This window comes from Enterobacter cloacae complex sp. 372C4 (assembly GCF_050030615.1).
Lineage (GTDB): Bacteria > Pseudomonadota > Gammaproteobacteria > Enterobacterales > Enterobacteriaceae > Enterobacter > Enterobacter intestinihominis.
This window is the reverse complement of the sequence record NZ_JBLGUQ010000001.1, coordinates 2,764,127-2,781,014: the sequence shown is the minus strand read 5'-3', so window position 1 is coordinate 2,781,014 and position 16,888 is coordinate 2,764,127. Positions and strand designations below refer to the sequence as shown.

Here is a 16,888-nt window from a genome sequence, read left to right as displayed (position 1 = left end):
TTAAGGTATTGAAAAAGGGTTAATTTAGCTGAGGCGTTGAGGCCCGGCACGGATGCCGTGAACCTGGCTAATCCAGGTCGAAACAGAGAAGGATGCGGGGGAAACAAAAGCAGTTTGCGCCGTCTGACTCACGGTCACAGGCGGCTGGTTGTCCTGCGTCAGAAGCGCATTGAGCGTATCGAGCAGAGCAAGGTGCTGAGCCTGGACCGGCAGCGTTTCTTCAGCAACAGGCATCGTCTGCGGCGCCATCGCGAACGACAGATGGCGAATAACCGTGCGAATCGCGTGTTGCTGCCAGTAATCAACGGAGAAATTGGGACGACGGCTGGCTTCAAGCCATGCGAGATTGGTGAAGTTAACCCGCGTGGTGAGATCGTGCTTGGTCGTCGTGGAACGTGCTGGGGTTGCCGCGTCTGCGCTGTTGCTGAGCACAGGCAAGCCGAGACTCGCCGCGACCATCCCCAATAAGAGATGCGGCCAGAAGTAACGTCTGCCAAATTGTCGCCAGCGCGTTAGTATTCCGCTCACTTGCTCCACCACGTTCGCCCGCCAGTGCAGGCTGAGTTCAGTTATTCTTTTTTAGCGCCCAGATATTACCACTAAAGCCAATACACGACAGCAGGAATGACACCTTGCAGCAGGTAAAAACGGTCATTAATGCAGCGAACACACCGTTATTTGGCACCCAACACAGGCCAGGGGTGAGAGAGACAAAATCCAGAAAGGGCAGAAATAAAAACGACTGGCTTCCCTGGTCGGAGAGAGTACCAGGTGAACCAGTCGCTTTTCTTACGAAACGGCTTTAACCGTTACGCCAGGACCATAGTCGGGGCTTTGAACGCCAGCGGCAGTTCAGCTTCGTCTTCGAAGGTCACATATTCCCAGGCTTCCTGTTTTGCCAGGACGGCCTGCAACAGTTTGTTGTTCAGTGCATGACCGGATTTAAACGCGGTAAAGGCACCAATGATGTTGTGACCACACATGAAGAGGTCGCCGATCGCGTCCAGCATTTTGTGACGAACAAATTCATCTTCAAAACGCAGACCGTCTTCGTTCAGTACGCGATAATCGTCAACAACGATGGCACAATCGAAGCTGCCGCCCAGGCACAGGCCGCGGGATTGCAGATATTCGATATCACGCATAAAGCCGAAGGTACGTGCTCGGCTGATCTGACGCATGAACGCATCCGCAGAGAAGTTCATCGCATAGCGCTGGGTGCTGGAGTCAATCGCCGGATGGTTAAAATCGATGGTGAAGTCCAACGAGAAACCATTGTACGGTTTGAATTCAGCCCATTTGTCGCCATCTTCGACGCGAACGGTCTCTTTAATGCGAACAAATTTCTTCGCGCAGTTCAGTTCTTCGATGCCGGCATCCAGCAACAAATAAACGAACGGAGCAGCACTCCCGTCCATGATCGGGATTTCTGGCGCATCGACTTCAACCATAATGTTGTCGATACCCAGACCCGCCAGGGCGGCGTTCAGGTGCTCTACGGTAGAAATCCGCACGTCATGCTCGTTCACCAGACAAGTACAGAGCATAGTATCACGCACAGATTTGGCATCGGCCGGAAAATCTACCGGTGGATTCAAGTCGGTGCGACGATAGATGACCCCGGTATTGGCCGGCGCAGGGCGTAACGTCAGTGTGACTTTCTTGCCGGTATGTAAACCGACACCCGTCGCCTGAACGATACGTTTAAGTGTCCTTTGTTTGATCATCGTATAATCTCGCCAAATTAACTATCCAACCGAGAGTGTATATCACTAACGGTGGGCCAGTTTAGCACAAAGAGCGCAAATCCCCAAATTCCAGCCAATTCTTAGTCAGCTTGCTTACGCAGGAACGCCGGGATATCCAGATAATCTGGCTCTTTTGCCGTTTGTGGAGTCGGGTCGTTCACCACTTTCGCAGCCGGTTTTTGCTCCTGAGTCAGAGGCGACATACCGTGCTGCTGGTAACGATCCATCACCGGCTGCTGAGTCTGTTTGTTGGTCACGAGGGTGATCTCAGGACGCTTGTCCATACCGATACCGGTGGCCACAACAGTCACACGCAGTTCGTCGTTCATTTCCGGGTCAAGGGACGTACCGATAACAACGGTAGCGTTGTCAGAGGCGAATGCACGGATGGTGTTACCCACGGTTTCGAACTCATCCAGACGCAGGTCAAAGCCAGCGGTAATGTTGACCAGCACGCCGCGCGCGCCAGACAGATCGATATCTTCCAGCAGTGGAGAAGAGATCGCCATTTCAGCGGCTTCTTCCGCACGGTCTTCACCGCTCGCCACGCCAGAGCCCATCATCGCGTAGCCCATCTCGGACATCACTGTGCGAACGTCTGCAAAGTCAACGTTCATCAGGCCAGGACGGGTAATCAGTTCAGCGATACCCTGAACCGCGCCTTTCAGCACGTCGTTTGCCGCGCCAAAGGCGTCCAGCAGAGAGATACCGCGACCCAGCACTTTCAGCAGCTTGTCGTTCGGAATGGTAATCAGAGAGTCCACGTGCTTGGACAGCTCGGTGATACCCTGCTCCGCAAAAGCCATACGCTTCTTACCTTCAAAGTTGAAAGGCTTGGTCACGACAGCAACGGTCAGAATACCTAAATCTTTAGCGACTTCCGCCACAACGGGTGCTGCACCGGTACCTGTACCGCCGCCCATACCCGCTGCGATGAAGACCATGTCTGCACCGTCCAGTGCAGCGCGCAGCGCTTCACGATCTTCTTCAGCCGCGTTGCGGCCCACTTCCGGGTTAGCCCCTGCTCCCAGACCTTTGGTGATGCCACCACCGATCTGAATCGTCTGGCCAACAGCCGTTTTACGCAGCGCCTGCGCATCGGTGTTCACCGCGAAGAATTCAACACCTTCGATGCGCTCGCGCACCATGTGCTCTACGGCGTTACCGCCGCCGCCACCGACGCCGATGACTTTAATCACCGCGTCGTTGGTTAATTCCATAGGTTCAAACATAATCTCTCTCTCCGTTGTGCCTGTCGCCCGAGACCGCTAATTCTCTCCGGTCTCTTAAAAAATTAAAATTCTTTTCGCAACCAGGTGTTAAGTCGTTTGACCCACGACCCCACCGAGACGCGTTTTTCCACCTCTGCCTCACCACTTAAATGGGATTCTTTCCCGTAGTGCAGCAGGCCCACCGCCGTTGAATAGTACGGCTCCTGAGCATAATCCGTTAAACCGGTGATATTCAGCGGCGCACCAATACGCACCTGCGTATGGAACACGCGCTGAGCGCAGGCCGCAAGACCTTCAATTTGCGCTGCCCCGCCGGTTAATACAATCCCCGCTGCGAGATGATGTTTCACACCCTGCTGGCGAAGCTGTTCCTGTAACTGCAAAATCTCTTCGTTGACCAGGTTGAGCAGCTCGGTATAACGCGGCTCAATTACCTCTGCCAGCGTCTGGCGTTGCAGGCTGCGCGGCGGTCGACCGCCTACGCTCGGCACTTCAACGCTCTCGTCTTTGCCGACGATAGAGCCCAGCGCGCAACCGTGGCGCACTTTAATCGCCTCTGCATCGCTCGGTGGCGTACCAAAGGCGTAAGCGATATCGCTGGTCACCACATTCCCGGCGTACGGGATCACTTTGGTGTGGCGCAACGCACCGCCGGTATAGACAGCCATGTCCATTGTACCACCACCAATATCGACCACACAGACGCCCAGTTCACGTTCGTCTTCGGTCAGCACGGAATAGCTCGCGGCAAGTCCGGCGAAAATTAGTTGGTCAACTTTCAGGCCACAACGTTCAACGGCTTTTACAATGTTCTTCGCCATATCGTTGTGACATGTGATCAGGTGCACTTTTGCCTGCATACGTACGCCCGACAGACCGACCGGATTCTTGATACCTTCCTGGTAGTCGATCGCGTATTCTTGCGGGATCACATGCAGCACACGGTGCTCGTCGCGAACACGCACAGATTTCGCCGTGTGGACAACGTTCTCAACGTCTTCCTGCGTCACTTCTTCTTCAGAAATCGGCACCATACCGATTTCATTCTGGCAGCTGATGTGCTTACCAGAAAGAGCCAGATAGACAGACGAAATCTGGCAATCTGCCATCAATTCAGCCTGGTCGATGGCGCGCTGAACGCATTTCACCACCGACTCAAGGTCGTTTACCCCACCTTTATCCATACCACGGGAAGGGCAGCTGCCCACGCCAATGATATTGACCATACCGTCGGGCAGAACTTCCCCTACCAAAGCGGCAACCTTCGCGGTGCCAATCTCCAGTCCTACTACCAATTTTCTGTCCGTCGACTTGATCATTGTTGTTCTGCCTGTACCTGTGCCTGATTTTGTTGCTGATTAGGTTCCTCGACCGGAGCCGGCTCCCAACCGACTGCTGCGCCTGAGTCATAGCGCAAATCAACGTAGCTTATCCGTTTGCCATCCGTCTGCGCCTGCTGCTGTAAAACCGGGTAAAGTTCTACAAAACGCGCCAGACGTTTCATTGTGTCGCCGCGGCCAAGATTGAGCTTAATGCCATTCGTTAAGGTCAGCTGCCAGGAACGGCGCGCCGTCATCGCAGCATCTTTTAACGTAAAGCGATCCTTAGCCAGCACCTGCCCCATCTCACGAAAACCCTGCAATACTTCGTTTTCGCTGCCTTCCGGGCCATACAACATCGGTAAATTCTGCTTGTTGACACGATCGCTCGGGACGCTGAACGAATTTCCGTCTACGTCAACCATATGCTGATCATTCCAACGCGCAATCGGCACATATTCAACCAGATGAATCTTCAATTCATCAGGCCATTGCTTTCTGACACTCGCCTGTTTTATCCACGGCAGACGTTCAATCTGACTCTGGATAATGTTGACGTCCTGCGTCATAAAGGTGCCAGGCGACCCCAGCGCCAGAATTGACTGGCGAATGTCATCGTTACGCGTGTAGTGACGCTCTCCGGTCACTACCAGCTTCGACAGCGGCAACCGCTGTGCGTCTTCCATCCAGCCCAGCACCATCCAGCCGCTGATAAACACGGTGCACAGCACCCCGAGCAGGAAGATAATCCCTGCAAGACGCGTTCCATTACTCCGGCGCGAAGAAGAATATTCTTCTTCGTCATCGCGGTTGCGCGTGTTCAACGCAGCCTGAGACATATCAGCCCGCCTGGTCCAGAATACGTACGACTAATTGCGAGAAACTCATTCCCGCCTGACGCGCCGCCATCGGCACAAGGCTATGGCTGGTCATACCCGGAGACGTGTTTGCTTCCAGCAGATAAAATTGCCCGTCACCGTCAAGCATCACATCAATTCGTCCCCAGCCTCGGCATCCCAAAACATTCCAGGCTTTAAGCACCAGAGACTGTAATTCCGCTTCACGTTGTGCTTCAAGACCAGCTGGGCAGAAATATTGCGTCTCATCAGAGAGATACTTCGCCTCATAATCATAGAAGACTCCGGCGGGTTGGATGCGAATTGACGGTAAAATTTCTTCACCAAGCATCGCGACGGTAAATTCCGGCCCGCTAAGCCATTTTTCAATCAGAACTTCTTCATCATGTTGAAATGCCAGAGCTAAAGCGTCAGCCAAATCTACAGCTTTATCAACTTTGGACATTCCCACGCTCGACCCTTCACGGCTAGGCTTCACAATAACCGGTAAGCCCAGTGACGCAATGCGTGTATTAACGCTGTCCGACAAGCCCAATTCAAATTCACGGCGCGTCAGTGCAACCCATGGCGCAACGGGCAGACCCGCCCCCTGCCACAGCAGTTTGCTGCGCAGTTTATCCATGGAGATGGCGGATGCCATCACGCCACTGCCAGTGTACGGCATACCGATCAGCTCCAGCAGCCCCTGCAGCGTGCCGTCTTCACCGCCGCGGCCATGCAACGCGATAAAGGCTTTATCGAAGCCCATCGCTTTCAGCTGCGTAACGTCCACCTCTTTCGGATCAACCGGATGCGCGTCCAAGCCACCTTCACGCAGGCCCGCCAGCACGGCAGCGCCCGAATTCAGAGAAACCTCGCGTTCGGCGGAAGTGCCGCCAAACAGGACAGCAATCTTATCAGCCATGACGCTCGTCCTCCTGAGTTTGCGGCTTCAGTTTGATTTCAGCTAAGGTACGGGCGATTTTGCCGATATTTCCCGCACCCTGAATCAGGATCAGATCGTTACCCGTCAGGACCGGGGCAAGCATTTCAGCTACCTGCACCGGGTCGGGGACCAGGATAGGGTCCACTTTACCGCGTCCGCGGATGGTACGACATAAAGACCGACTGTCCGCGCCCGGAATCGGCGCTTCACCCGCGGCATAAACATCCAGCATCAGCAGGGTATCGACCTGCGAAAGGACGTTGGCAAAATCGTCATACAGATCGCGGGTACGTGTGTAACGGTGCGGCTGGAAGATCATGACTAGATTCTTTTCCGGCCAACCCGCGCGTGCCGCTTTGATGGTTGCGTCCACCTCCGTCGGATGGTGACCGTAGTCATCGACCAGCATCGCAGAACCTGGCTTACCGTTTACTGGCTCCAGTGGGAACTCACCCAGGAAGTCGAAGCGACGGCCCGTTCCCTGGAAGCTTTCCAGCGCGCGCAGGATCGCCTCATCATCAATGCCTTCTTCCGTTGCAACAGCCACCGCCGCCGCAGCATTCAGGGCATTGTGACGTCCCGGCGCGTTCAGGGTGACATGCAGGAGCTCTTTATCCTGGCGTGCCAGGGTGAAATGTCCCTGCGCACCGATCTGCTTATAATCTTCCACGCGTACATCAGCGTCTTCGCTGAAGCCGTAGGTGGTAATTTGACGCCCGACGCGCGGCAGCAGCTCGCGGATCACCGGGTCGTCCACGCACATCACCGCACGGCCATAGAACGGCAGGTTGTGCAGGAAGTTAATAAAGGTCTGCTTTAAGTTCTCGAAGTCGCCCTGGTAGGTATCCATATGGTCAGCTTCGATATTGGTGACGATAGCCACCATCGGCTGCAAATGCAGGAACGACGCGTCGCTTTCATCCGCTTCCGCAATCAGATAACGGCTGTGGCCCAGACGCGCATGCACGCCAGCGGCTTTCACCAGACCACCGTTAACGAACGTTGGGTCGAGACCCGCTTCCGCATAAATGCTGGAGACCATCGCTGTTGTTGTGGTTTTACCGTGCGTACCGGCCACCGCAATGCCGTGACGGAAACGCATCAGTTCCGCCAGCATTTCCGCGCGACGGATCACCGGAATGCGCGCCTCATGCGCCGCAACGATTTCCGGGTTATCCGCGGAGATCGCGCTGGACACTACAACCACGCTCGCATCGCTCACGTTTTCCGGGCGATGATTGAAATAGATAGTCGCCCCCAGCGACGCCAGCTGCTGCGTAACAGGGTTTGGCGCCAGGTCAGACCCGCTGATCTGATAGCCTTCGTTAGCTAACACTTCGGCAATACCGCCCATGCCAGCACCACCGATGCCGACAAAGTGAATGTGCCGGACGCGACGCATCTCGGGCACGATAGAACGCAGTTTTGCCAGTTGTTGTGTATTCATTCTCTAAACGCCATCGACTACTTCAAAAAAATCGTGCAGCGCAACACGCGCTGCGAGAATTATGCCTGGGCTGCCAGGCTCACTTCTTTTGCCACCCGTTCAGTTGCATCCGGGATAGCGGTCGCGCGTGCGCGTTGCGCCATCTCCAGTAATACATCCCGGTTCCAGCCCGCCAGGGTAGTGGCGACCGCATCAGCGGTAAATTGTGGCTGCTCAAAAATTTTTGCGGCACCCGCTTTCTCAAGCGGCAGCGCATTCCAGTACTGCTGTCGGTCTTTGTGCTGGAACGGCACAAAAAGCGCTGGCAAACCGGCGGCGGCGATTTCGCTCACCGTCAGCGCGCCCGAGCGACAGACCACGACATCGGCCCAGGCATAGGCTGCGGCCATATCATCAATAAATTCAGTCACTTTATGCTGCGGCTGACCTTCCTGCGCGTAAGCCTGCTCAACGCTCTGCTGAGCGCCCTTCCCGCTCTGGTGCCAGATGGTCACCGCATCACCCAGTTTTGCCGCAACCTGTGGCATCGTCTGGTTTAAAATACGTGCGCCCTGGGAACCGCCGACAACCAGCACGCGCACCGGCCCTTCTCGGCCCGCCAGACGTGCATCTGGCAGCGGCAGCGCCAGCACGTCCACACGCACCGGGTTCCCTACGACATCCGCTTTCGGGAATGCCCCGGGGAAGGCCTGCATAACTTTGGTGGCGATTTTTGCCAGCCATTTGTTGGTCAACCCGGCAATACCGTTCTGCTCATGCAGAACAACAGGGATGCCCAGTGACCACGCCGCCAGTCCTCCCGGACCGGAAACGTAGCCGCCCATGCCCAGAACGACGTCAGGCTTAAAGCGCTTCATAATGTCGCGCGCCTGACGCCAGGCATTGAAAATGCGCACCGGCGCCAGCAGCAGCGCCTTGATCCCTTTGCCACGAAGGCCAGAAATACGAATAAAGTCGATCTCGATACCGTGTTTAGGTACAAGGTCGGCTTCCATGCGGTCTGCGGTTCCCAGCCAGCGTACCTGCCAGCCCTGTTCCATTAAATGGTGCGCAACCGCCAGTCCCGGGAACACGTGTCCGCCGGTCCCGCCTGCCATCACCATTAACCGCTTCGGTTGATTCATCGTGAACCTCGTGTAAACGCCTGAGCTTTCTCCAGACGCGTTTCATAATCTATGCGTAACAAAAACATGATGGCCGTCGACATGATCAATAGACTCGAACCACCATAACTGATCAACGGCAACGTCAGACCTTTGGTCGGCAGCATACCCGCTGCGGCCCCAACGTTTACCAGTGCCTGGAAGCTAAACCAGATACCAATTGAGCAGGCCAGGAAACCGGAGAAGCGGTGATCGATCTCCAGCGCTTTACGGCCAATCGACATGGCGCGGAAAGCGACGAAGAATACCATTAATAGCGCCAATACCACACCGATATAACCCAGTTCTTCCCCAATAATGGAGAAGATGAAGTCGGTATGCGCCTCCGGTAAATACTCCAGTTTTTGCACCGAGTTGCCCAGGCCTTGGCCCCAGACTTCGCCGCGGCCAAACGCCATCAGCGACTGTGTCAGCTGATAACCGCTGCCGAACGGATCTTCCCATGGGTTCCAGAACGAGGTCACACGGCGGATACGGTATGGTTCGGCGAGGATCAGCAGCACCACCGCCGAAATCCCCATCCCGATGATGGCAATGAACTGCCACAGTTTTGCTCCCGCCAGGAACAGCATCGCCAGCGTAGTGACAAACAGTACGACTACCGTACCGAGGTCGGGCTGCGCCAGCAGCAGGATCGCAAGCACCAGAATCACGCCCATCGGTTTTAAGAAGCCGCGCAGGTTGTTACGAACTTCGTCGACTTTACGCACCAGGTAGTTTGCCAGGTAGCAGAACAACGAAAGCTTGGTGAACTCTGCAGGCTGAATACGCAGCGGACCAAAGGCGATCCAGCGTGATGCCCCGTTAACGGAGCTCCCGACGACCAGAACGATCAACAGCATGATGATTGAGGCGATAAGCATGGCCGTACTGTGCCGCTGCCAGAACGACATCGGCAGGCGTAAGGTGATCATCGCCAGGCAGAACGCGAGAATGATGTACAGCCCGTCACGCTTGGCAAACAGGAACGGATCGTTTGCCAGACGCTGTCCGACAGGCATCGACGCCGAGGTGACCATAATAAAGCCGGTCGCTGCCAGCCCCAGCGTGAGCCAGAACAGCGTGCGGTCGTACATAATCAGGCTGTCGGAATCTTTATCCCGTGAAGCCATCACCCAGCCTTTCAGCGCCGTAAACAGCCATACCAGGATACCAAACCCTGGCAGACGCGGCATTTTCAGGCGAGGGAGAGATAAACGCATCAGCCTAACTCCTTCGCCAGGCGGGTAAAGACATCGCCCCGCTGTTCGAAATTCTTAAATTGATCGAGGCTGGCACAGGCTGGCGAGAGCAGCACCATATCGCCGGGCTTCACGCGGGGGGCGATAAGGCGCATCGCCTGTTCCATGGTCTCGGTTTGTTCGGCGACCTCAGGACGCAACGCCGCAAGCTCGCTGCCATCGCGGCCAAAGCAATAAAGGCGCACGTTATCACCGTTGAGGTACTGCTTCAGCGAGGAGAAATCGGCTGATTTACCGTCGCCGCCCAGCAGCAGATGCAGTGTGCCTTCAACGTGCAGACCGTTCAATGCCGCCTCGGTGCTACCCACATTGGTTGCTTTGGAATCGTTAATCCAGCGTACGCCGTTGTGTTCCAGCGCCAGCTGAAAACGGTGAGCCAGGCCGGTAAAGGTGGTCAGCGCCTTCAGGCTTGAAGATCGCGGCAGGCCAACGGCATCCGCTAGCGCCAGCGCCGCCAGGGCGTTGGTGTAGTTATGCTGGCCGGAGAGCATCATCTCTTTCACGTTCAGCACCTTCTCACCTTTCACCCGCAGCCAGGTTTCGCCCTGCTGGCGGTTAAGGTGATAGTCACCCATGTTAATACCGAAGCTAATGCAGCGATCGTCTGCGCCACGCACCGGCATGGTGAGTGCATCATCGGCATTCACCACGCAGACTTTGGCATTTTCATAGACACGCAGCTTGGCCGCGCGGTACTGCTGCAAGCCGAACGGGTATCTGTCCATATGATCTTCGGTGACATTAAGGATCGTCGCTGCCGCCGCATGCAGGCTTGAAGTGGTTTCCAGCTGGAAGCTGGAAAGCTCAAGTACAAACAGCTCACACCCTTTATCGAGCAGCATCAACGCGGGCAGACCAATGTTACCGCCCACGCCGACATTTTTGCCCGCCGCTTTCGCCATCTCACCCACCAGGGTGGTGACGGTGCTTTTACCGTTTGAACCGGTAATGGCAACGATCGGGGCCTGCGCCTCCCGGCAGAACAGTTCGATATCGCCAACAATCTCAACGCCTGCATCCGCCGCGGCACTCAGCGAAGGATGCGCCAGCGCCATGCCCGGGCTGGCAACAATCAGATCGGCGACCAGCAGCCACTCATCATTCAGACCACCCAGGTGGCGTTCAACCTGCTCCGGCAGCTTGTCCAGACCCGGCGGAGAGACGCGCGTATCCATCACGCGCGGCGTCACGCCACGCGCAAGGAAAAAGTCCACGCAGGAGAGGCCGGTAAGGCCCAACCCGATGATAACGACTTTTTTGCCCTGGTAATCTGCCATGATTAACGTACCTTCAGCGTTGCCAGGCCAATCAGCACCAGCATCAGCGAAATAATCCAGAAGCGCACAATGACGCGCGGCTCCGGCCAGCCTTTCAGTTCATAGTGGTGGTGAATCGGTGCCATACGGAAGATGCGCTGGCCGCGCAGCTTGAAGGAACCGACCTGCAAAATCACCGACAGGGTCTCAACCACAAACACACCGCCCATAATCACCAGCAGGAACTCCTGACGCAGCAGCACGGCGATAATGCCCAGCGCGCCGCCCAGCGCCAGTGAACCGACGTCGCCCATAAAGACCTGCGCCGGATAGGTGTTGAACCACAGGAAGCCCAGCCCCGCGCCGACAATCGCCGTACAGACGATCACCAGCTCACCAGCGTGTCGCAGGTACGGGATGTGCAGGTAGTTTGCAAAGTTCATGTTACCGGTCGCCCACGCCACCAGCGCGAAACCGCCCGCGACAAACACGGTTGGCATGATGGCCAGGCCGTCCAGACCATCGGTCAGGTTGACGGCGTTGCCGGTGCCGACGATCACAAAGTAAGCCAGCAGAATGTAGAACAGCCCCAGCTGCGGCATCACATCTTTGAAGAACGGCACCACCAGCTCGGTGGCCGGGGTGTCTTTTCCTGCCAGGTAAAGCGCGAAGGCCACACCCAGCGCAATTACCGACATCCAGAAATACTTCCAGCGGGCGATCAAACCTTTGGTGTCTTTGCGCACGACTTTGCGGTAGTCATCAACAAAACCGATGATCCCGTAGCCAACCAGAACGGTCAGCACGCACCAGACGTAAGGGTTAGACGGATAAGCCCACAGCAGAACGGACACCACAATCGCGGTCAGGATCATGATCCCGCCCATGGTCGGCGTACCGCGCTTGCTGAAGTGTGATTCCGGACCATCGTTGCGTACAACCTGGCCGAAAGAGAGTTTTTGCAGACGGGCAATCATGCGCGGGCCCATCCACAACGAGATGAACAGCGCAGTCAGCAGGCTGACGATGGCGCGAAACGTCAGATAGGAAAAGACGTTAAAGCCTGAATAATATTTGACCAAATGTTCGGCCAGCCAAACTAACATGTCCCGTTCTCCTGTAATGCGTGCACAACCTCTTCCATGGCGGCACTACGTGAACCTTTAACTAAAACAGTCACAATCTGTTTTTCTGTAATCAATGCCTTCAGGCGTTCGATCAGTGCAGATTTATCGGCAAAATGTTCGCCAACTTCACTGGCATCGGAAATGGCCTTGCTCAGCGTGCCTGCGCTCAGTACGCGGTCAAGCCCGGCGGCTTTCGCCGCTTCGCCAACCTGTACGTGGCAGGCTTCGCTTTCATCACCCAGCTCGGCCATATCGCCAACAACCATCACGCGATAGCCCGGCATCTCAGACAAGACCTGCACGGCCGCCATCATGGAGCCGACGTTAGCGTTGTAGGAGTCATCCAGCAGGAGTTTGTTTTCAGCCAGCTGGATTGGGAACAGACGCCCCGGCACGGCTTTTAAATTCGCCAGACCAGTTTTTATCGCAGCGTGTGAGGCCCCTACCGCCATTGAGAGCGCTGCCGCAGCAAGCGCATTGGCGATGTTATGACGACCCGGCAGAGGCAGCAGCACGTCGATGTCGCCCGTTGGGGTCGTGAGGGTGAACTCGGTGCCGTGTGACGTCACATGAATGTTGGTCGCCGAAAAATCACTGTTTGCCGCATTCGGGGAGAAGCGCCAGGTTTTGCGTGAACCAATGATGCTCTGCCAGTTCAGCCAGTCATTGTTATCGGCATTCATAATGGCGATGCCGTCATCCGGCAGGCCGGTATAAATTTCACCTTTCGCTTTCGCCACACCGGCCAGCGAACCAAAACCTTCAAGATGTGCCGCCGCCAGGTTATTCACCAGCGCCGCTTCCGGACGCGTCAGGCTCACGGTCCAGGCGATTTCGCCCTGATGGTTAGCCCCTAACTCAATCACCGCATATTCATGCTCGTGGGTCAGGCGCAGCAGCGTCATCGGTACACCGATGTCATTATTAAGGTTGCCCGCCGTATAAAGCGTGTTTCCGCACTGGCTAAGGATCGCCGCCGTCATCTCTTTAACGGAGGTTTTGCCCGACGAGCCCGTCAGCGCCACGACGCGTGTTGGCACCTGCTGGCGAACCCATGCCGCCAGCTCACCAAAGGCCAGGCGCGTATCTTTCACCACAATCTGCGGCAAATCGATATCGAGCTTACGGTTGACCAGCAGCGCACCCGCGCCGTTATCTTTAGCCTGTTGCGCAAAATCGTGGGCGTCAAAACGTTCACCCTTCAGCGCCACAAACAGGCAGCCCGCCGTCACCTTACGGGTGTCGGTGGTCACAGCCTCGATGGTCAGATCCTGACCATGCAGCATCCCCTGCAATACCGCAGCGGCCTGGCTTAACGTAATGCTAATCATGCCACCACTCCCAGCAGACGCGCTGCCGTCACGCGGTCTGAGTAATCCAGACGACGATTGCCGACGATCTGATAATCTTCATGACCTTTACCGGCCAGCAGAACCACATCGTTCTCCTGCGCCTGCATAATGGCGTTAGTCACGGCCTCCGCACGGCCTTCGACCACGCGCGCACGACCCGCATCCAGCATGCCCGCCAGAATGTCGTTGATAATGGCCCTCGGCTCTTCGGTACGCGGGTTGTCATCGGTCACCACGGGAATATCCGCGAACTGCTCAGCGATGGCGCCCATCAGCGGACGTTTGCCCTTGTCGCGATCGCCACCGCAGCCAAACACGCACCAGAGCTTGCCAGCGCAGTGCAGACGCGCCGCTTCCAGCGCTTTTTCCAGCGCATCCGGCGTATGGGCGTAATCCACGACCACCGTCGGCTTGCCCGGTGCGCTGAACACTTCCATGCGGCCACAGACAGGTTGCAAACGCTCAGCCGTTTTCAGCAGATCCGCCATCGGGTAATCCAGCGCCAGCAGCGTCGCCAGCGCCAGCAGCAGGTTACTGACGTTGAAAGCCCCCATCAGGCGGCTTTCAATTTCACCTTCGCCCCAGGTGGAAGCAAAGCGGATCGTCGCCCCGCTATCGTGGTAGTTCACTTCGACTGCCTTCAGCCAGCGGCCACGACAGTTCGGATTAATGCGATCTTCCATCGACACCGCCACCGCATCTGGCAGTTTTTCCAGCCAGCGGCGACCGACTTCGTCGTCGGCGTTAATGATCGCCTGCCCGTGGTGGTGAGTGGAATAAAGCAGCCATTTCGCCGCTTCGTAGTGCTCCATATCACCATGATAATCAAGGTGATCGCGGCTCAGGTTTGTAAAGACAGAGGCGGCAAATTTCAGTGCCGCCACGCGATGTTGTACCAGGCCATGGGAGGAGACCTCCATAGCCGCGAAGGTCGCCCCCTGCTCTGCAAGGCCTGCCAGCACACGCTGCACGTCAACCGCCGAGCCTGTCGTGTTTTCCGTCGGGCTTACTTTGCCCAGAATACCGTTCCCCACCGTGCCCATGACGGCACCGGTTTCACCCAGCAGCTGAGCCCACTGCGCCATCAACTGAGTGGTGGTGGTTTTTCCGTTGGTTCCTGTCACGCCAACAAGCTTTAACTGGTCGGAAGGTTCGTTGTAAAAACGTCCTGCCAGCGCGGAGAGACGCTCATTCAGCTGGCTGAGATAGATGACTGGCACGCCGTGCATTTCACGGATCTCACCGTCTGTTGCCTCATCTTTGGCCTCAGCAATAATGGCAGCAACACCTTGCGCAATCGCCTGCGGGATATAACGACGCCCGTCCGCCTGATGACCTACCACTGCCACAAAAAGATCGCCAGAAGCCGCTACGCGGCTATCCAGTACCATCTCTCGCAGTGCTCGCGCAGGTAGCATAGGCACCCACGGAGCAAGAAGGTCGCGCAAATTACGATCTGCCACCTGTTCCCTCGCCTTGATTAATTACAAATTCACTTTTTTCGCCCGTCGCCAGCGCATCCGGTTCAATGTTCATGGTGCGCAACACGCCGCCCATAATAGCCCCGAACACAGGCGCGGAGACGGCGCCGCCGTAGTATTTACCCGCCTGCGGATCGTTGATGACGACCACCAGCGCAAAACGCGGATTGCTTGCAGGCGCTACGCCTGCGGTATAGGCAATGTATTTGTTGATATAGCGGCCGTCCGGCCCCACTTTTTTCGCTGTACCGGTTTTGATGGCGATACGATAGCCCTTAATCGCAGCCTTCACGCCACCACCACCGGGCAGCGCGACGCTTTCCATCATATGTACGACGGTACGAACGATAGATTCCGGGAAAACACGTTCCCCCGGAACCGGTGGATCAACTTTGGTGATCGACAGCGGGCGATAAATGCCATAGCTGCCAATCGTTGCGTAGACTCGCGCTAACTGTAAGGGAGTTACCATTAGCCCGTAGCCGAAAGAGAAGGTGGCCCTCTCTATGTCAGACCACCGTTGTTTTTGAGGATATAAGCCACTGCGTTCTCCGACCAACCCCAAATTGGTCGCCTTTCCCAGCCCAAAACGTGAGTAAGTATCTACTAACGCTGAGGACGGCATCGCTAACGCCAGTTTTGACACACCGACGTTACTCGACTTCTGTAAGACCCCGGTCAGGGTCAGTTCGCTGTAACGTGCCACGTCTTTTATTTCGTGGCCGTTAATTCGATAAGGGATCGTATTCAGAACGGTATTTTCGTTGACGATGCCCCGCTGTAGAGCCGTCATCACCACCATAGGTTTTACGGTTGAACCGGGTTCAAACACATCGGTGATGGAGCGGTTACGCATCGCATCTTTTGCTGTACCGACAAAATTATTCGGGTTGTATGAGGGACTACTGGCCATCGCCAGCACTTCACCTGTCGCCACATCCACCAGCACGGCACTGCCCGATTCCGCCTTGTTAAACGCGACGGCGTTGTTCAGCTCACGATAGACCAGCGCCTGCAAGCGCTCATCAATACTCAGGGCCAGGTTGTGCGCGGCCTGGCTGTCTGTCGAGGAAATATCTTCAATGACGCGACCATAGCGGTCTTTACGCACGATTCGCTCGCCAGGCTGGCCGGTAAGCCACTTGTCGAAGCTTTTTTCAACGCCTTCAATCCCCTGGCTATCCACGTTGGTGAAGCCAATCAGGTGCGCGGTGACTTCGCCAGAAGGATAATAACGGCGGGATTCTTCCCGCAGATGAATGCCGGGCAGCTTGAGTTTTTTAATGTAGTCAGCCATATCAGGGTTCACCTGACGGGCAAGATAGATGAAGCGCCCTTTCGGGTTGGCGTTAACGCGTGACGCCAGCTGATCCAGCGGCATTTTCAACGCGTCTGAGAGCGCCTTCCAGCGGTTATCAAGGGTGATCCCGCCTGCGTCATGCAGCTCTTTAGGATCGGCCCAGATCGCCTTCACCGGCACGCTCACCGCCAGCGGACGGCCGGAGCGGTCGGTGATCATCCCACGAGAGGTAGAAACTTCCTGCACGCGCAGAGAACGCATATCACCCTGACGTACCAGCATGTCAGGCGCGATGATTTGTAGCCACGCCACGCGTCCCAGCAGGAAACCCAGCGCCAGTAAAATGCAGCCGCAAAGCAACGCAAAACGCCAACTGATAAAGTTGGCCTGTTCTTCCTGGCGTTTTGGTTTTAGCGTTTTTGCCGCTGCTTTCATGCGTC

Annotated in this window: 14 protein-coding genes; all 14 read right to left on the bottom strand. The window is 56.2% G+C overall.

The window, feature by feature from the left end:
* Positions 1–24: 24 nt before the first annotated feature.
* The 14 genes from secM to ftsI all read right to left on the bottom strand — a co-directional run bounded on the left by secM (position 25) and on the right by ftsI (position 16,883).
* Positions 25–528, bottom strand: a complete 504-nt coding sequence (secM, locus tag ACQG11_RS13350; protein WP_032677334.1) for a secA translation cis-regulator SecM — start codon at positions 526–528, stop codon at positions 25–27.
* A 281-nt stretch (positions 529–809) separates the two neighbouring features.
* Positions 810–1,727 carry a UDP-3-O-acyl-N-acetylglucosamine deacetylase gene (gene lpxC, locus ACQG11_RS13345; protein WP_003856337.1) on the bottom strand — a complete coding sequence of 306 codons (918 nt, stop codon included), beginning with the start codon at positions 1,725–1,727 and terminating at the stop codon, positions 810–812.
* 101 nt (positions 1,728–1,828) lie between these two features.
* Positions 1,829–2,980, bottom strand: a complete 1,152-nt coding sequence (gene ftsZ, locus ACQG11_RS13340; protein WP_022647048.1) for a cell division protein FtsZ — start codon at positions 2,978–2,980, stop codon at positions 1,829–1,831.
* A 62-nt stretch (positions 2,981–3,042) separates the two neighbouring features.
* On the bottom strand, positions 3,043–4,299 hold the full coding sequence (ftsA, locus tag ACQG11_RS13335; protein WP_003856340.1) for a cell division protein FtsA: 1,257 nt from the start codon (positions 4,297–4,299) through the stop codon (positions 3,043–3,045).
* A complete protein-coding gene (ftsQ, locus tag ACQG11_RS13330; RefSeq protein WP_003856342.1) occupies positions 4,296–5,138 on the bottom strand; it encodes a cell division protein FtsQ in 843 nt (280 codons plus the stop codon). Before ftsQ ends, ftsA begins: the two co-directional genes overlap by 4 nt.
* 1 nt (position 5,139) lies before the next feature.
* The gene (locus ACQG11_RS13325) at positions 5,140–6,060 is read right to left on the bottom strand and encodes a D-alanine--D-alanine ligase (RefSeq protein WP_426728429.1); all 921 of its coding nucleotides are present in this window, start codon (positions 6,058–6,060) and stop codon (positions 5,140–5,142) included.
* Complete coding sequence (gene murC / locus ACQG11_RS13320) at positions 6,053–7,528, bottom strand: UDP-N-acetylmuramate--L-alanine ligase (RefSeq protein ID WP_022647046.1); 1,476 nt, start codon at positions 7,526–7,528, stop codon at positions 6,053–6,055. The genes ACQG11_RS13325 and murC overlap by 8 nt, the downstream gene beginning before the upstream one ends.
* Before the next feature lie 59 nt (positions 7,529–7,587).
* Positions 7,588–8,652, bottom strand: a complete 1,065-nt coding sequence (gene murG / locus ACQG11_RS13315; RefSeq protein ID WP_038415340.1) for an undecaprenyldiphospho-muramoylpentapeptide beta-N-acetylglucosaminyltransferase — start codon at positions 8,650–8,652, stop codon at positions 7,588–7,590.
* Positions 8,649–9,893 (bottom strand): cell division protein FtsW, encoded by a 1,245-nt coding sequence (gene ftsW, locus ACQG11_RS13310; RefSeq protein ID WP_022647044.1) that lies wholly within the window; start codon positions 9,891–9,893, stop codon positions 8,649–8,651. The genes murG and ftsW overlap by 4 nt, the downstream gene beginning before the upstream one ends.
* On the bottom strand, positions 9,893–11,209 hold the full coding sequence (murD, locus tag ACQG11_RS13305; RefSeq protein ID WP_023299321.1) for a UDP-N-acetylmuramoyl-L-alanine--D-glutamate ligase: 1,317 nt from the start codon (positions 11,207–11,209) through the stop codon (positions 9,893–9,895). Before murD ends, ftsW begins: the two co-directional genes overlap by 1 nt.
* A 2-nt stretch (positions 11,210–11,211) precedes the next feature.
* Positions 11,212–12,294 carry a phospho-N-acetylmuramoyl-pentapeptide-transferase gene (gene mraY / locus ACQG11_RS13300; RefSeq protein ID WP_003856353.1) on the bottom strand — a complete coding sequence of 361 codons (1,083 nt, stop codon included), beginning with the start codon at positions 12,292–12,294 and terminating at the stop codon, positions 11,212–11,214.
* Positions 12,288–13,646: a UDP-N-acetylmuramoyl-tripeptide--D-alanyl-D-alanine ligase gene (gene murF, locus ACQG11_RS13295; RefSeq protein WP_426728428.1), complete on the bottom strand. Its 1,359-nt coding sequence runs from the start codon at positions 13,644–13,646 to the stop codon at positions 12,288–12,290. The genes mraY and murF overlap by 7 nt, the downstream gene beginning before the upstream one ends.
* The gene (murE, locus tag ACQG11_RS13290) at positions 13,643–15,130 is read right to left on the bottom strand and encodes a UDP-N-acetylmuramoyl-L-alanyl-D-glutamate--2,6-diaminopimelate ligase (RefSeq protein WP_032625481.1); all 1,488 of its coding nucleotides are present in this window, start codon (positions 15,128–15,130) and stop codon (positions 13,643–13,645) included. The genes murF and murE overlap by 4 nt, the downstream gene beginning before the upstream one ends.
* Positions 15,117–16,883 (bottom strand): peptidoglycan glycosyltransferase FtsI, encoded by a 1,767-nt coding sequence (gene ftsI / locus ACQG11_RS13285; protein WP_426728427.1) that lies wholly within the window; start codon positions 16,881–16,883, stop codon positions 15,117–15,119. Before ftsI ends, murE begins: the two co-directional genes overlap by 14 nt.
* Between the last annotated feature and the right edge of the window lie 5 nt (positions 16,884–16,888).

What these genes read in the sequence shown, in the direction of transcription:
- lpxC (WP_003856337.1), bottom strand. Translation starts at nt 1,727, where the DNA reads ATGATCAAACAAAGGACACTTAAACGTATCGTTCAGGCGACGGGTGTC.
- ftsZ (WP_022647048.1), bottom strand. Translation starts at nt 2,980, where the DNA reads ATGTTTGAACCTATGGAATTAACCAACGACGCGGTGATTAAAGTCATC.
- ftsA (WP_003856340.1), bottom strand. Translation starts at nt 4,299, where the DNA reads ATGATCAAGTCGACGGACAGAAAATTGGTAGTAGGACTGGAGATTGGC.
- ftsQ (WP_003856342.1), bottom strand. Translation starts at nt 5,138, where the DNA reads ATGTCTCAGGCTGCGTTGAACACGCGCAACCGCGATGACGAAGAAGAA.
- ACQG11_RS13325 (WP_426728429.1), bottom strand. Translation starts at nt 6,060, where the DNA reads ATGGCTGATAAGATTGCTGTCCTGTTTGGCGGCACTTCCGCCGAACGC.
- murC (WP_022647046.1), bottom strand. Translation starts at nt 7,528, where the DNA reads ATGAATACACAACAACTGGCAAAACTGCGTTCTATCGTGCCCGAGATG.
- murG (WP_038415340.1), bottom strand. Translation starts at nt 8,652, where the DNA reads ATGAATCAACCGAAGCGGTTAATGGTGATGGCAGGCGGGACCGGCGGA.
- ftsW (WP_022647044.1), bottom strand. Translation starts at nt 9,893, where the DNA reads ATGCGTTTATCTCTCCCTCGCCTGAAAATGCCGCGTCTGCCAGGGTTT.
- murD (WP_023299321.1), bottom strand. Translation starts at nt 11,209, where the DNA reads ATGGCAGATTACCAGGGCAAAAAAGTCGTTATCATCGGGTTGGGCCTT.
- mraY (WP_003856353.1), bottom strand. Translation starts at nt 12,294, where the DNA reads ATGTTAGTTTGGCTGGCCGAACATTTGGTCAAATATTATTCAGGCTTT.
- murF (WP_426728428.1), bottom strand. Translation starts at nt 13,646, where the DNA reads ATGATTAGCATTACGTTAAGCCAGGCCGCTGCGGTATTGCAGGGGATG.
- ftsI (WP_426728427.1), bottom strand. Translation starts at nt 16,883, where the DNA reads ATGAAAGCAGCGGCAAAAACGCTAAAACCAAAACGCCAGGAAGAACAG.